The organism is Streptomyces iranensis (assembly GCF_017874715.1).
GTDB classification, from domain to species: domain Bacteria; phylum Actinomycetota; class Actinomycetes; order Streptomycetales; family Streptomycetaceae; genus Streptomyces; species Streptomyces iranensis.
The window spans coordinates 181,836-196,836 of the sequence record NZ_JAGGLR010000011.1; the positions used below are offsets into that span (position 1 = coordinate 181,836).

Below are 15,001 nucleotides of genomic sequence, written 5' to 3' on the forward strand. Positions count from 1 at the left end.
CATCAGGCCCCCGTTGGAACCGATCGTCTAGGCTGGCGCGGTGACTGATGAGCAGGAGCGGGTGCAGCCGTCGGGAGTGTGGGCCACGGCGGTGGGGGTGGCCAGGGTGCGGGCGCTGGAGACCGAGCGGGAGAACGCGCTGTTCCGCGACCCACTGGCACAGGCCTTCGCGACCGCCGGCGGCCTGTGGCCCTCCTCGCCGCCGCTGCCCGATGACGAGGCCGCGCGAAGCCGTCGGCTGGCCGTGTCGTTCTCCATCGTCATCAGGACGAAGTTCCTCGACGACCTGTTGCGGCAGGCCTCGTCGTCCGGTGTCCGGCAGGTCGTGCTGCTCGGCGCCGGCATGGACAGCCGGGCCTTCCGGATGGACTGGCCCGAGGGCACCCGGCTGTTCGAGGTCGATACCGCCGCGCCACTGGACTTCAAGGCTTCGGTGCTGCGCCAGGAGCGGGCCGTCGCAGGCTGCGAGCGGATCACCGTCGCGGTGGATCTGCGTGAGGACTGGCCAGGCGCGCTGGCCGCCGCAGGACATGACCCGGCCGTGCCGACCGCGTGGATCGCCGAAGGACTACTGATCTATCTGCCCGAGGACGCGGTGGAGCTACTGCTGGCCCGGATCAGCACGCAGTCGGCGGCAGGCAGTCGGATGGGGATGACATTGGGCTCGCGCGGCGTGCTCGAGCGCTTCGGCGCGGACGCCGTGCCGGGTTCGGCGGCGTCCATGTGGGTCTCGGAGATGCCCGACGACCCGGTGGGCTGGCTGGCCGGGCACGGCTGGGAGGCCGACAGCCACACCCTGCGCGAACGCGCCGCCGCCTACGGCCGCCCGATGAGCACCCCGCCGCAGCGCGAGGAGCGGCCCGGCGGACTGATCTCGGCGGTGCGCCGGTAGAGCGGCTCCCGGTTCCCTATTCCCTGGATGATCGATTCCAAGGGGGCCTGATGAGTGGAGCCGGGTTCGGGCGACGAGATCGTCTGCCGTGACCGGCGCCCTTCTTCGCCGAAGGTGCCACCCGCGGTGCCCCGCGGGCCCTCCTGGAAACTGTGGGAGGAGATCAGGGAACAGGGTTATCGCCGCGGCTACGCCAGTGTCCGTGCCTAGGTCAGCAGGACGCTTCGCGGCAAACCTCAACCGGTGGGCCCCCGTCCACCACACGATGTGGACCGGAGCCTCGGTGCGGGAGCCGTTTCGAGGTGAGTGTGGGAGTCGGCGGCTCATGGGGCCTACTCACCTCCGGTGAACATGTTGATCAAGCTGTGGGGTGTGTCGTCTCCGTAGAACAACTCGTGGACGTAGGTGCCTTCGGTGGCGGCCGCAGCGCTGCGGAGGAACATGGCCTGCTCGCATTCGGTGAGCGCGGTCTCCACGTCGTCGGGGTGTGCGGCGATGGCCTTGCCGAGTTCGGCGGCGTCGTACATGGCCAGGTTGGCGCCCTCGCCGTTCGGGAGCGAGAGATGGGCGGCGTCGCCGAGCAGAGTCACCCCCGGCACCCGATCCCACCGATGCTCGACGGGCAGGCCGAAGAGGGGGCGCGGCACGGGGGCGGTGTCACCGTCGGCGATCAGCGCGGTGAGCTCCGGTGCCCAGCCGGTGAACTCCTGCGCGATCCGTGCGGTGGCCGCGGCGGCATCGGTGAAGTCGATGTCCGCGAACCAGTCCCGCGGCCGGGCGAGCATCACATAGGTGTGCAGGGTGCCGCCCTTCTCCCGGTGGGCCAGGAATCCCTTGCCCGGCGCGAGCGCGAACAGCGATCCGCCGCCGACAGCTTTCGCGCTGGCCGGGTGGCGGGTGTCGGCGTCGAACAGGCAGGTCTCGACGGCCGACATGCCGATGTACTCGGGGGTGGCGTCGGACAGCAGTGGCCGGACTCGGGACCACGCGCCGTCCGCGCCGACCAGCAGGCCGGTGGTGACGGTGCTGCCGTCGGCGAAGGTCACCTGGTGGCGGCCCTCGCCGAGGGCACGGGTCCCACTGACCTTGTGCCCCCACCGGATGGTGTTCGCCGGGAGCGAGCCGAGGAGCATCTGCCGCAACTCGCCGCGCAGCACCTCGGGACTGCCACCCGTACCGTCGTCGGCTTTGTCGAACAGGACGGCCCCGTCCCGGTCGAGGACCCGTATCGCCTGGCGCCCCTCCAGGACGAGGCCGCGGAACTCGTCCGTCAGGCCGGCCGCCTCGAGAGCCGGCTGTCCGCTGTCCTCGTGGATGTCGAGCATCCCGCCCTGCGTGCGCGCCGTCGGGGAGGCCTCCGCCTCGTAGACGGTGGCAGGGATGCCGTGGACGTGCAGGACGCGGGCGAGCGTGAGGCCGCCGAGTCCGGCACCGATGATGGTGACGTCAGTGGTCATGGTGGTCCCTTGCTGTCGCACGCCTGCCGGATGGGCGCCCGGCAGGATCTCTTTTGAAGGTTCCAGGCCCCGCCGACCGACCACCGACAACGGACCGACAGCCACCGATGTGTGACCGACACCGCGGCTTTTCCGTCCGATCACCCCAGTTCAAGGCACTGACCGGGAGGGCGTCCGGCCCCCTCGCGAAGCGATGGGCCGGGGCGGTTATGGTTCCATCAGCCCGGCGCCACTACCGGACGCGTCGGCAGGAATCCAGTCGGGGGAAACGCGTCGGGCGGTCTCGCGCCGCTCGGCCGACCGCGCGCAGGGGGAAAGGCACATCACGATGACGAGCGGTGACAGCGGTGACACCGCGGCACTCGACGACCCGGTGGGCGAGTCGCTGCGCGGCCGCCACGCGGGCCTTGGGCGCCGGATCGGCCGGGCCGCCACCTACCTGCCGGGAGTCGCGACCTTCTCGGCGGTACCGGCCGACGCGGGCGCGGCGGACTGGGCCGGTCTCGCGCGGCTCCTCGGACCGGCCGCGTTCGCCGACATGTTCAGCTGCCAGGCGTCCCCTCCGCTGGACTGGGAGCAGGTTTTCGTCCTCGAAGGCCGGCAGCTGATCTGGCCCGGCAGCGGCCGCCCCGACCAGCCTCCTTCGGCGAACGGCACCGACGTGGCCGAACTGGGCGCGGCCGATGTGCCCCAGATGCTCGACCTGGTCGCACGGACCCAACCGGGACCGTTCTGGCCGCGCACCGTCGAACTCGGCACCTACCTCGGCATCCGGGAGGGCGGCAGACTGGTGGCCATGGCGGGCGAACGGCTCCGGCCCCCGGGATGGACCGAGATCAGCGCCGTCTGCACCGCCCCCGAGGCACGCGGGCGAGGCCATGCCGCCCGACTGATCAGTGCCCTCGTCGGCCGCATCCTGGCTCGGAACGAACGCCCTTTCCTGCATGTGGCCGAGGCGAACACCGGCGCGCTCCGGCTCTACGAACGGCTCGGCTTCGCGAGCCGGAAGCACGTGACCTTTCGCGGTTTCCGCACTCCCTGACGCCACCGCCACCCGGATCGCGTACACCGTGTCGGCGGCGCCGGGCAATACGGCCCTGAGCGCTCGGCAACCGCACTGACCCGGTGCCCGGGACGGCCACGCGCCGGTCCGCACCTCCGCGAGGCGCCTCGGTCGGCGGTCGTCGCGCGCTCGTCGGCAGTCGCCTTTCGCGTCGGACTCGATCCTGACGCCGCTGGGCCGGTGCGGGGTCTGACAGGTACCTGGGGGTAGCCCCAGGCAGCGCCCTGAGGGCAGCGCGTCGGCATGTCAGGGGGTTGGCCGGATGGGCCGATCCGCTCTCCGCTGATGGGATGGTCGTCGACCACCGGCTCCGGGGGCGAAGCCGCCGCGCGCCACGGCCTGGGCGGCGGTTTCTGAACGCGCAGGCGACCTGAACGGAAAAGGGGACACCATGCATGTGTCAGGAACGCGTCGGCGAGGCCCACTTGTCCTGACCGGCCTGGCCGCGGTCCTCCTCGCCACATCGACCGGGCTGACGGCGTCGGCGAAGCCCCAGCGGGCCGATCCGCTCCAACAGCAGGTGGACGCGATCCACGACACCGGAGCCGTCGGCGCGTTCGCCGAGGTGACGTCACCGCACACACGTGACAGCGCGCGCGCCGGGACGGCCGAGAGGGGCACCGGGAGGCCGATGCCGCACAACGGCAGGCTCCGGATCGGCAGTGCCACCAAGACCTTCACCGCGACGGTCGTGCTGCAACTCGTCGGTGAGGGGCGAATGTCCCTGGAGGACACCGTCGAGCAGTGGCTGCCGGGAGTGGTCCGGGGCAGCGGCAACGACGGCGGCCGGATCACCGTGCGGCAGCTGCTGCAGCACACCAGCGGCATCCCTGAAGTCAAGCCGGAGATAGCCGCGTTGAACGGCGCGGACGGCTATCGAGCCGAGCGGTTCCGCACCTACACCCCCGAAGAGTTGGTGGGGTCGGCGATGCGGCACCCTCCCAACTTCCCGCCGGGCACTGACTGGTCGTACTCCAACACCAACTACATTCTCGCCGCAATGATCATCCACGAGGTCACCGGCCGGAGCTGGGCACAGGAGGTGAACGCCCGAATCATCCGCCCGCTGGGCCTGAGGGACACCAGTACGCCCGGCACCTTCCCGTCCATCCGGGGCCCGCACGCCCACGGCTACGCCGCGTTCTCCACCGACACCAGTATCGACGTCACGACGCTCAATCCGAGCATGGCCGTCGGCTCCGGCTCGATCATCAGCACCACGCACGACCTGAACCGGTTCTACGCCGCGCTGCTCGGCGGCCGTCTGCTGGCTCCGGCGCAGCTCGACGAGATGACGACCACCAAGCCCGCGCCCGAGCTGGGCGTGAGGTATGGACTCGGTCTGGGCGAGATCCCGCTCTCCTGTGGTGGCAGCTACTTCGGTCACCTGGGCGAACTGCTGGGCTATCACACCTGGGGCGGCGTCACCCGGGACGGGACCCGGACCGCCGTGGTGTACGTCACCAGTGACGGCGGCCAGGACACCCAGCAGGCCATGAGCACACTCGTGGACCGGCAACTGTGCCGAACCCGCTCCTAGCCGGTCTCTGCAAACGCGCGTACGTGCTGAGCCTGTCGAACATATTCCGTTGACTGAGGGACGGTCGAGGCACAACACTGTCGCCCTGGTCGTGATCAACGGCATACGTGGGACGGTGTGCGGTGGCTGGCTCGGACATGGCCCGTGACCTGCAAGTCAAGGAGACCTCGTCTGATCCGTCGCTGTGGACAGCGGACTTCCGGCTGTTCTTCACCGCCCGCACCACCTCCCTGCTGGGCGACGCGATGCTCCCCGTCGCGATCACGGCCGCCGTGATCCGGGCGGGGTACGGGGCGAGTGGGGTGGGCTATGCGCTCGCCGCGCTCGTAGCGCCGTTCGCAGCACTGATCATCTTTGGCGGGGTGCTGTCCGACCGCCTCGGCGCCCGGCGGCTGATGGTCGTCTCGGACACGGCTCGGCTGTGCTCTCAGGCGGTACTCGCGCTGCTGTTCCTGCTGGGTACGCCGCAGCTGTGGCAGATCCTGGTGCTGCTGGCCCTGATCGGGGCGGGCAGCGCGATCTTCCAGCCGGGAGTCGCCAGCATCACCCCGCGCATAGCCCAGGACGTACAGAAGGCCAACGCCACCCTCCGCATCTCGGAGTCCGTCACCGCCGTGATCGGCCCGTCGCTGGCCGGCCTGCTGCTGGCGATCTCCTCACCGGCGACGGTGGTCGCCCTCGACGCCTTGACCTATGGGGTCAGCGGCGCCTGCCTCGTCCTGCTCCACTCGGTCCCGATGGGCCCGGCCGCGCGGGACGGCGAATCGTCGTTCCGGGCCGATCTCGTCGAGGGATGGCGGGAGTTCCGGGCCAGGACCTGGCTGTGGAGCGTCATCGTCGTCTTCATGCTCTGGCAGCTGGCCGGCGCAGGCCCCACCATGACCCTCGGCAACAGCACGCTCGTCACCGACTACGGAACATCGACGTTCGGCTTGGTCATGTCGTCCCTCGGGGCGGGAAGTGTGCTGGGCGGGATCGTCGCGATCAGGTTCCGCCCGCGGTATCCGCTCCGGGCCGGTGCCCTCTCCATGATCCTTTGGGCGCTCATGCCGTTGGGCGTCGCCCTCGGCCTTCCCGCGCCGCTCATCGCCGGGTGCTACGGGGTGAGCGGTGTGGGCATGGCGTTCTGGATCGTCATGTTCCATACGAGCGTACAGACGCATATCCCGCAGGACGTCCTCGGCAGGGTGCACGCGTACGACGCGGCGGGCTCCCTGGTGATGAAGCCAGTCGGGCAGGCGCTGGCGGGGCCGCTCGCGGTCGTCGCGGGGACGGTGCCGCTGCTGTGCGTGTCCGCGACGATGGCGCTCGTCGCCTGCGCCCTGCTGCTGGCCATCCCGGCCGTGCGCGGCCTGAAACGGGTCGAGGGCTAGGGCGTGTCGTTCGGATCATCGGATCGTTGGTCTGATGTGTCGTTGACTGATGCGCAGTGGGCACGGATCGAGCCGTTGCTCCCGGACCGGACGCCGGTGCGGGGCGGTCGCTGGAGGGATCACCGGGAGGTGATCGACGTGACCGCCTTCAAGTTCCAGACGGGAAAGCGGTGGGTGCACCTGCCGGTGAAGTACGGAAACTGGCGCGGCGTCTACGACACTGCGGATGTGGGCCGTCGACAGCACCTGGGAGTGGGTGTTCACCGCTCTGATGGGCCCAGGCCGACACCGATGAGGACCTCCTCAAAGGCTTCCGCGGCATCGCCACGAGAAGACCGCCACTTCCTACGAAGCAGTGGTCACCCTCGCGTCTTTCCTGCTCTCGGCAAGATCCGCTTGAAGACGGACCCTGGTGCAGTTCGGTTACACAACGGCCGTTCCCCGCACCACCGATCTGTACAAGGATTCCAGGCATCGACACACTGACCTGAATCAGTCGTCATACTCATCTGGTCCATCGGGAATGTACGGGGGGAATCCATGCGCCGTTCCATCGCGGCTGCCGCCGCAGTCGTCACGCTCACCGCCACCCTTGTGGCATGCGGGGGTTCGGACGGGGGCAGCGACAAGGCCGGGCCCACGGGGGGGCCCACGAAGGGCGCCGGCTCCAGCAGCACCGCCCAGCCGGTCGGCGAGCAGTCGCCCGGCGCCACCGCCGGCAGCACGCAGGCGCGGGTCGGCAAGCTCGGCGACACCCTGAAGCTGGTGGGGATGGAAGGCAGCCTGAACGGCACGGGTACGATCGAGGGCGACTTCACGTTGGAGAAGTTCGAGAACCACGCCAAGTCGGCGATCGGCGTACTCGAGCCTGCCGCCGGGAACCGCCTCGTGGCCGCCAAGTTCACCATCGTCGAGACCGGCACCGGCACCTACCAAGACTCCGGGTATGCGGAGGCGAACGTCTTCGACGTGAACGGGCAGGGATATCAGGGCAAGGCCGGAACCCCCACCGTCGGTGACTCCCTGGGCCCCAACATGATCATCAAGCCGGGCGAGCGGGTCACCGGCTGGATCGTCTTCGAGGTGCCGAAGGACGCGAAGATCACGTCCGTGACGTACCTGATGGAAAAGGTCGGGCCGGATCCCGAGCGCACGGGCAAGTGGACCCTCGGCTAGGCGGTTTCGTTTGGATCATCGGGCGGATCAGAGGAAGATGCCGGCGATGTGGAGTCCGGCCAGGTAGATGGTGGCAGTCTTCTTGTAGCGGGTGGCGATGCCTCGCCACTGCTTGAGGCGGTTGATGCACCGCTCGACGGTATTGCGCTGCTTGTAGGTCTCGCGATCGAAGGCCGGTGGTCTGCCGCCTCGGCTGCCGCGCCGCAGTCGGTGGCCGCGTTGGTCCGCCGGAACGGGGATCACGGCCCGGATGCCGCGCCGGCGCAGGTGCTCGCGGATCGCGCGGGACGAATATGCCCTGTCCGCCAGGACCACGTCCGGTCTGGTGCGCGGTCGGCCATCAATACACCTAGCCGCCGGATGCCGAGTCGGGGTTCAGAACGGCATGTGGCCTCGGGCGCGTCGCCCGGCGGAGCCGCTGCGGCCGACTGCCTTGGAACTGCTGCGGAAGGGTTTGCTGAGGATACGTCCCAGGAGGCCGGGGGCTTTGCCGCCGGCGCGTGATCCGGCGCCCAGGGTGCGTTGGGTGCCGCGTTCAGGGTGCCGGGACAGGCGTGGGACCAGGAAGGCCAGCACGGCCAGAACGACACAGATGCCAACAATGCCGAAGATCATGGCGAAGTACTCCCAGTGTGAGGTGTTTCCGCCGGGTACCCCGCGGGCCCGGCCGCATGCCGCGGCGGCTGAGGGGTTACGGCGTGACCGTGTCATCGGAGTGCTGATCGTCGTCTTCTGGTTCTTCCGGCGGATGGCCGAGTTGTTCGCGTAGGTAGTTCCAGATCACGGCGATCAGTGCGGCGACCGGTACGGCCAGCAGACTGCCCACGACCCCGGCGAGGCTGCTGCCCAGCGTGACCGCCAGCAGGATGACCGCGGCGTGGAGGCCGAGGCCGCGGCTTTGGATCATGGGTTGGAACACATTGCCCTCCAGCTGCTGCACCACGACGATGAGGGCCAGCGCGATCAGCGCGTCGGTGAGGCCGTTGGACACCAGCGCTATGAGCACCGCGACCGCGCCCGCGAACAGGGCCCCCACGATGGGGACGAACGCGGAGATGAAGGTCAGGACCGCCAGCGGCAGCACCAGTGGTACTCCCAAGGCCCACAGTCCGAGCCCGATGAGGATGGCGTCGAGCAGCCCGACCAGCGCCTGGGAGCGCACGAAGGCGCCGAGGGTGTCCCAGCCGCGTGCGGCCACGACGGGGATGTCGGTGGCGAGCCGGCCGGGCAGCTGGCGGGCGAGCCAGGGCAGGAACCGTGGGCCGTCCTTGAGGAAGAAGAACATCAGCAACAGCGCCAGGACGGTGGTGATCAGGCCGTCGACCACGGTGCTCATCCCGGTGACGACCGTCGTGACGATGCTGCCGGTGCCGCTCTGGAGCCGGGCGGCGGCGGTGTCGGAGGCCTTTGCGATCTGGGCGTCGCCGATGTTCAGCGGTGGTCCGGCGGCCCATTGACGTACCTGGTGGATGCCTTCGGTGACACCGTCGGTCAGTTCGCCGGACTGGGCGGCCACTGGTACGGCGATCAGCGCCACGATGCCCGTGGCGGCCAGGAGGAACAGCACGGTCACGACCGAGGCGGCCAGCGCGGGAGGCCACCCGCGCCCGCGCAGAAAGCGGGCCGGGGGCCAGGTCAGGGTCGTGAGGAGCAGGCCGAGGACAAGTGGCCAGAGGACCGGCCACATCCGGCCCATGGCCCACAGGACCACCGCCGCCATGGCGAGGATCAGAAGCAGCTCGAGGGAGATTCGCGCTGACAGGCGGAGCGCGGCGCGGGTTTTCGTCGGATTCGGCGTGGCAGGCATGGGCCCACCGGTACCCCGTTCGTGCCGTGCTATCGCTGCTCCTGGACAGCGGCGTCAGGGGCGGGGTTTATGGGCGAATACCCATCGGTTGCCCGCCAGTGCGTCGTTCTGTTCGGGGCGTGGGCCGCGTCCGTGCCGGCGGGTGTAGTCGAAGGGCGTCCGGACGGTTGTGGTCCAGCCCCTGCCCGCGAGGTCGCCTGCGGAGTCGGGTCGTGGTTCCCGGTTGAAGAGGTTGAGCAGGTCGATGCCGATTTGGTGTTTCGTCGCGGTGTACAGGGGGCTGTCGCGGTATTCGAGCAAGTCTTTGTCGAGTTTGACCTCGAACGCCAGCGTGCTTCCTGCTGCGCTCAGCCGGTCCACCGTGTGGATGAGGTTCGTCTCGGAGGCGTTGGGCAGGTAGAACAGCAGCCCTTCGGCCAGCCAGGCGCTTGGTGCGGCCGGGTCGAAGCCCGCGTCGGTCAGCGCCGCGGCCCAGTCGGCGCGCAGGTCGACGGGGATCGGTACGCGGGCTGCTTTCGGGGTGGTCGGCAGTCCGCCGAGTACCTTGTGCTTGAACTCCAGCACGCCTTCCCTGTCGATTTCGAAGATCACACAGCCGGGAGGCCACTCGAGTCGGAACGCCCGCGCATCCAACCCCGCCCCGAGCAGGACCACTTGGCGGGCTCCCGCCGCGCGCACCGACTGGAGGAGGAAGTCGTCGAGGACCCTCGTTCGCAGACCGAAGTAGCGGGCGAAGCGTCCCCACAGCGGGTTCGCGTCTCCGTCCGCGACCTGGTGTATGCGTACCGGCCAGTCCGCGGAGGCCGGTGCGGCGTGGACGAAGTGCTCCGCGTAGATGTCCTGGGCCAGGCTGTCGTGGCGGTGGGTCTCGATCGCTCGGGCCGCGGCGACCATGAGAGCGGTCAGGCCGACACCCCCTTCCACGCCTTCCACACCGGTGTTGTGATGCGCTGGGTCGGTCATCGTGATTCCTCCGTGTATACCCCGGCCTTCAGGTCGGGGAGGAAGCGGACTCCTGCGTAGCGGGGCGGGGATTGCCGGTTCGCCGTCAGGGGGGACCGGCGCCCGCTCACACGAACCCGCAAGGAGTCACAAGCTGATCTGCTAGTTTGTGAGTTGTGAGCACTAACGTGAAGCGGGCGTTCAAGTACCGCTTCTATCCGACCGATGCGCAGGTGGCCGAGCTGTCGCGCACGTTCGGGTGCGTGCGGAAGGTCTACAACATGGCGCTCGCGGCCCGTACGGAGGCGTGGGCGCGACAGGAGCGGGTCAACTACAACCAGACGTCGGCTCTGCTGACACAGTGGAAGAAGACCGAAGAGCTGGCCTACCTCAACGAGGTGTCCTCGGTTCCCCTCCAGCAGGCGCTCCGGCACCTGCAAGCCGCGTTCACGAACTTCTTCGGCAAGCGGGCGAAGTACCCGCGGTTCAAGTCGCGGAAGAGCTCCCGCAAGAGCGCGGAGTACACCACCAGTGCGTTTCGCTTCCGCGACGGGAAGCTGACCCTCGCCAAGATGACGGAACCGTTGGACATCGTGTGGTCCCGCCCCCTGCCGGAGAGCGCGAAGCCGTCCACGGTGACGGTGTCGCAGGACCCGGCCGGACGCTGGTTTGTGTCCCTCCTCGTCGAGGACCCGCTCGTCCAGCCACTGCCCGGCAACGAGAACGCGGTCGGTATCGATGTCGGCCTCGGCCACCTGCTCACCCTGTCCACCGGCGAGAAGATCGCCAACCCCCGGCACGAGCGCCGCGACCGCCGGCGTCTCGCGCTCGCGCAGCGGCGCCTGGCGAAGAAGGCCCGGGGCGACGGCGCGAACCGGGCCAAGGCCCGCCGCAGGGTCGCCAAGATCCACGCCAGGATCACCGACCGCCGGTGCGACCACCTGCACAAGCTGACCACTCGACTCGTGCGCGAGAACCAAACGCTCGTGATCGAGGACCTGACCGTCCGCAACATGGTCAAGAACCGGGGTCTGGCCCGCGCCATCAGCGACGCCGCGTGGACGAAGTTCCGGAGCATGCTGGAGTACAAGGCGCAGTGGTACGGGCGGGAAGTGATCGCGGTTGACCGCTTCTTCCCCTCCTCCAAACTGTGCTCCCACTGCCGCACCCTCGCCGGGAAGCTGCCGCTCAACGTCCGCACCTGGACGTGCGACTGCGGAATGGTCCACGACCGTGATGTGAACGCCGCGAAGAACCTTCTGGCCGCCGGGCTGGCGGTGTCTGTCTGGGGAGCTGGTGTGAGACCTCAACGGGAGACCTCCCGGATGGGGCAGTCGGCGATGAAGCAGAAACCTCTACGGCGCGAGCCGTAGGAATCCCCCTCCTTCAGGAGGGGGAGGAAGTCAAGTGTCCTCCCTTGGCCCCGTGCCCCGTGGGAATCAGGACGGGTTTGACCACGAGGCCCGCGTCGCAGTCGCTTTCGGCTTGGTTGATGTCGGTGAGGGGGTAGGTGCGGATCAGCTGGTCGAAGGGGAACCGCCCGGCCTGCCAGAGCCTGGTCAGCCGGGGGATCAGCAGTCCCGGCACCGCGTCCCCTTCGCAGATGTGGGAGATCTTCCGGCCCCGGTCCAAGGTCCCCGGTTCGAGTGGCAATGGGGTGTGGAGGCGTGCCACCAGGCCGAGGTGGCCGGTCGGGCGCAGGGCCCGAAGGGCATTGTTGATCAGCTGGGGGGAGCCTGTGGTGTCCAGTGCGTAGTGTGTGCCGCCGTCCGTCAGTTGCTGGATGCGGTCGGCCAGGGCAGGCGGGTCGGGCGGGTCGGCCGATGCGGCGTGCAGCGGGATCGCGTGGAGCCGCTCGGCGAGGGCCAGCCGCTCGGGGTGCCGGTCGACGGCCACGGTCACCGCTCCGGCGGCGGTGGCCGCCAGCACCGCGGCCAGGCCGACCGCCCCGGCGCCGTAGACCGCGATGGTGTCGCCGGGGCCGACACCGAAGGAGTGGAAGACCGCTCCCGCGCCGGTGAGGAAGCCGCAGCCGAGCGGTCCGAGGAGTTCGATGGGCAGTGTGGGATCGACCCGGACGGCGTTGCGGGCCGGGACCATCGCGTATTCGGCGAAGGAGGACTGGCCGAACCACCGGGGTGCCAACGCGCCTCCGCCCGCGTCGGTGAACCGCGCAGCGTGCTCCTTGCGGCCTCCGAAGAGGTTGAGCGCGGGGAAGGAATCGCAGTAGGCGGGAGCCGCGCCCACGCAGTTCCGGCAGTGTCCGCAGGAGTCGAAGCTCAGCACGACGTGGTCGCCGGTGCTCAGGCCGGTGTCCGGACCGCCTGTCTCCACCACGACTCCGGCCCCTTCGTGGCCGAGCACCGCGGGCAGTGGTGAGCGGCCTGCCGAGTGCCGGACCGCGAGATCGGTCCGGCACATCCCGCAGCCCGCGATCCTCACCAGGATCTCGCCGTCGCCCGGCCCCGCGTGGAGCATCACCTCCTCGAGGCTGAACCGGCTCTCGTAGGAGCGCAGTACCGCCGCGGTGAACCTCATCCCTCACACCTCAACCGGACGGTGCACGACGAACGGGCTGAGGTTGCCATACAGCCCCCACGGCCCGCCCGCCACGCCGACACCGCTGTCCTTGACGCCCGCGAAGGGCTGGGCGAGGGAGGTTTCGGCGTGGTGGTTGACCCACGCCGTCCCGCATTCCAGTTGGCCGGCCACCGCCTCGGCCCGGTCCAGGTCGGTTCCCCATACCGAGCCGCCCAGCCCGAATCCCGTGTCGTTGGCCGCTTCGATGGCTCCGTCGAGGCTGACGTACGGCAGCACCGGCAGGACCGGACCGAACTGCTCCTGCGTGACCACCGGGCTGTCGGGCGGGACATCGGCCAGGATGGTGGGGGCGAAGAAGTAGCCCGGCCGGTCCAGCCGGTGGCCGCCGGCCACGGCTCGGGCACCGTCCGCCAGGGCCAGGGCCGTGTAGTGCTCGACGCGGGCCAGCTGAGGGGCGTTGCTGACCGGTCCCAGCTGCGAGCCGGGGTCGAGCCCGGAGCCGACGACGGCGGACTTCGCACGCTGTGCGAGGGCTTCGACCACCTGCGAGTAGAGCCGGGCGGGGGCGTAGAGGCGCTTGACCGCCATGCAGACCTGCCCGCAGTTGCGGAACGCCGCCCAGAACAGCCGGTCCGCGATCCGCTCCACCTCCACGTCCTCCAGCAGGATGGCGGCGTCGTTACCGCCCAGTTCCAGGGTGACCGGGGCGAGCGAGGCCGTCGCGGCCCGCGCGACGGCCCGCCCGGTGGGAACCGAGCCGGTGAAGGTCACGTGGCGGATCCCCGGATGGGAGGCGAGGCGGGCGCCGAGCGGTTCGCGGCCGGTGACGATGGTCAGGACGTCCGGGGGGAGGGCGGAGACGAGGACGGACGCCAGCAGCCGTGTGGCGAGCGGTGTGAACGGGGAGGGCTTGAGCACCATCGTGTTGCCCGCGGCGAGCGCGGGCGCGAACTTCGCCGAGGCGAGCTGGAGGGGAAAGTTCCACGGGACGATCGCGGCGACGGGCCCGAGCGGTCGCCAGCGGATCTCGCTGCGCACCGGCCGGCCGTCCGTGATCGGCTGGGTTTCGGGGCCAAGCTCGGCGAAGTAACGCAGGCGTGCCGCCGTGCGGGCGACCTCCGCGTACGACTCGGCCAGGGGTTTGCCCTGCTCACGGGTGAGCAGCGGGGCGAGGTCGGCCCCGGCCGCCTCCACGGCGTCGGCTGCCGCGAGCAGCGCGGTGGTGCGGGCGGCGGGGTCGGCTCGCCAGCCGCGCCAGGCGGCGTGGGCCCGGCCGACGATGGCGTCCAGCTCGTCCGGCCGCTGATCGGGGGCCTCGTCGAAGGTCTCGCAGGTGGCCGGATCGAGGACGGCGAGGCACCCGCCGCTGGTTCCGGGCGCGCGAGGGGGCGGGCCGGCCGGCATACCGGCGGTCAGCCCGCGGTGGCGACGGACGCCGCGTATTCCCGGGCGTGCCGGTCCATCTCCGCCCGGAAGGCGGCCACCAGCTGCGGCTGGATCCTTCCGGCGTCGCGGTCGCCGCCCTCGCAGACCGCGCCGCGCACCCCCACGATGTCGGTGCCGATGCGGGTGAGCGTGCCGAGGTCCGCGGCCTTGACGCTGCCCGCGAGGGCGGCGCGCAGACCGGCCTCGTGGGCCTGCCGGACAAACTCCGCGCAGAGTTCGGGCGGAAGGTGGTCGAACAGCCGTGTCCCGTCCTTGATCGCTGTGTCGAGCATGGCCGCAGCACAGCCGGAACGGCGGGCGATGTCGGGCAGCGCCAGCGGGTTGACGCAGCCGATGCGGTGGGCGTCGGCGTAGCCGGAGGCGACGACGAACGCGTCCGGCTGATAGTCCTTCACCGCCCGGACGACCCCGCGCATGACGTCCATGGCCTGTTCGGGCGTGGTGCATCCGTAGAGGCCGACCTTGATGTAGGTGGCTCCGGAGACCGTTGCGCCCAGTGCCGCCTGGGCCACTGTGCCGGGCTTGTAGGGGACGTCTCCCACGGTGGCGGAGACCGGCTTGTCCGCCGGGACCGTGTCGCGGATCTGCCGGATGACCCAGGGGAAGTTCGCGCCGAGCGAGCCCTCGTCGGGCTTCTTGACATCGACGATGTCGAGGTGTTCCGCCGCCTTCGCGCAGTCGAGGGCCTCCTCGACGCTGTCCGGGGAGATGAGAAGCAACAACGTGGCTTCCTTCCACCGCATGCCACCTGCCCGGGGGCAGAT

General features: G+C 70.0%; 14 protein-coding genes and 1 pseudogene. 7 read left to right on the top strand and 8 right to left on the bottom strand.

Annotated features, from left to right (window positions below):
* The first annotated feature begins 40 nt into the window (after window positions 1-40).
* Entirely contained in the window at window positions 41-892 is an 852-nt protein-coding gene (locus J2Z30_RS21415; protein WP_107073225.1) for a class I SAM-dependent methyltransferase, read from the top strand.
* Between the two features lie 332 nt (window positions 893-1,224).
* On the opposite strand, the gene J2Z30_RS21420 is transcribed toward J2Z30_RS21415, so the two are convergent.
* Window positions 1,225-2,349, bottom strand: coding sequence for an FAD-dependent oxidoreductase (locus tag J2Z30_RS21420; protein ID WP_044566815.1), 1,125 nt, complete (start codon window positions 2,347-2,349; stop codon window positions 1,225-1,227).
* A gap of 328 nt (window positions 2,350-2,677) precedes the next feature.
* Here J2Z30_RS21420 and J2Z30_RS21425 point away from each other — a divergent pair, with 328 nt between their 5' ends.
* The 5 genes from J2Z30_RS21425 (at window position 2,678) to J2Z30_RS21445 (ending at window position 7,501) form a co-directional block, all read left to right on the top strand.
* A complete protein-coding gene (locus tag J2Z30_RS21425; protein ID WP_044566812.1) occupies window positions 2,678-3,391 on the top strand; it encodes a GNAT family N-acetyltransferase in 714 nt (237 codons plus the stop codon).
* Window positions 3,392-3,803: 412 nt separating this feature from the next.
* Entirely contained in the window at window positions 3,804-4,952 is a 1,149-nt protein-coding gene (locus J2Z30_RS21430; protein ID WP_078956395.1) for a serine hydrolase domain-containing protein, read from the top strand.
* 122 nt (window positions 4,953-5,074) lie between these two features.
* The gene (locus J2Z30_RS21435) at window positions 5,075-6,325 is read left to right on the top strand and encodes an MFS transporter (RefSeq protein WP_308279994.1); all 1,251 of its coding nucleotides are present in this window, start codon (window positions 5,075-5,077) and stop codon (window positions 6,323-6,325) included.
* A gap of 36 nt (window positions 6,326-6,361) precedes the next feature.
* Entirely contained in the window at window positions 6,362-6,811 is a 450-nt protein-coding gene (locus J2Z30_RS51725; RefSeq protein ID WP_372453290.1) for a transposase, read from the top strand.
* Between the two features lie 54 nt (window positions 6,812-6,865).
* Complete coding sequence (locus J2Z30_RS21445) at window positions 6,866-7,501, top strand: DUF4352 domain-containing protein (protein ID WP_044566805.1); 636 nt, start codon at window positions 6,866-6,868, stop codon at window positions 7,499-7,501.
* 27 nt (window positions 7,502-7,528) lie between these two features.
* Here J2Z30_RS21445 and J2Z30_RS21450 read toward each other — a convergent pair.
* The 4 genes and pseudogenes from J2Z30_RS21450 to J2Z30_RS21465 all read right to left on the bottom strand — a co-directional run.
* Window positions 7,529-7,840, bottom strand: a pseudogene (locus J2Z30_RS21450) (transposase); the annotation flags it as partial.
* Window positions 7,841-7,876: 36 nt separating this feature from the next.
* Complete coding sequence (locus J2Z30_RS21455) at window positions 7,877-8,116, bottom strand: DUF6411 family protein (protein ID WP_020865468.1); 240 nt, start codon at window positions 8,114-8,116, stop codon at window positions 7,877-7,879.
* Window positions 8,117-8,192: 76 nt separating this feature from the next.
* Entirely contained in the window at window positions 8,193-9,308 is a 1,116-nt protein-coding gene (locus tag J2Z30_RS21460) for an AI-2E family transporter (RefSeq protein WP_044566786.1), read from the bottom strand.
* Between the two features lie 54 nt (window positions 9,309-9,362).
* Window positions 9,363-10,271 carry a class I SAM-dependent methyltransferase gene (locus J2Z30_RS21465; protein WP_044566784.1) on the bottom strand — a complete coding sequence of 303 codons (909 nt, stop codon included), beginning with the start codon at window positions 10,269-10,271 and terminating at the stop codon, window positions 9,363-9,365.
* Window positions 10,272-10,426: 155 nt separating this feature from the next.
* Between J2Z30_RS21465 and J2Z30_RS21470 the strand changes: the two genes are divergently transcribed.
* On the top strand, window positions 10,427-11,623 hold the full coding sequence (locus J2Z30_RS21470; protein WP_044566783.1) for an RNA-guided endonuclease InsQ/TnpB family protein: 1,197 nt from the start codon (window positions 10,427-10,429) through the stop codon (window positions 11,621-11,623).
* 13 nt (window positions 11,624-11,636) lie between these two features.
* On the opposite strand, the gene J2Z30_RS21475 is transcribed toward J2Z30_RS21470, so the two are convergent.
* Genes J2Z30_RS21475 through J2Z30_RS21485 form a run of 3 tightly spaced genes read right to left on the bottom strand, consistent with a single transcriptional unit; the run spans window position 11,637 to window position 14,959 of the window.
* Window positions 11,637-12,788: an NAD(P)-dependent alcohol dehydrogenase gene (locus J2Z30_RS21475; RefSeq protein ID WP_044566781.1), complete on the bottom strand. Its 1,152-nt coding sequence runs from the start codon at window positions 12,786-12,788 to the stop codon at window positions 11,637-11,639.
* Between the two features lie 3 nt (window positions 12,789-12,791).
* Window positions 12,792-14,195, bottom strand: a complete 1,404-nt coding sequence (locus tag J2Z30_RS21480) for an aldehyde dehydrogenase family protein (RefSeq protein ID WP_044566779.1) — start codon at window positions 14,193-14,195, stop codon at window positions 12,792-12,794.
* 8 nt (window positions 14,196-14,203) lie between these two features.
* Entirely contained in the window at window positions 14,204-14,959 is a 756-nt protein-coding gene (locus tag J2Z30_RS21485) for a (5-formylfuran-3-yl)methyl phosphate synthase (protein WP_044580693.1), read from the bottom strand.
* Between the last annotated feature and the right edge of the window lie 42 nt (window positions 14,960-15,001).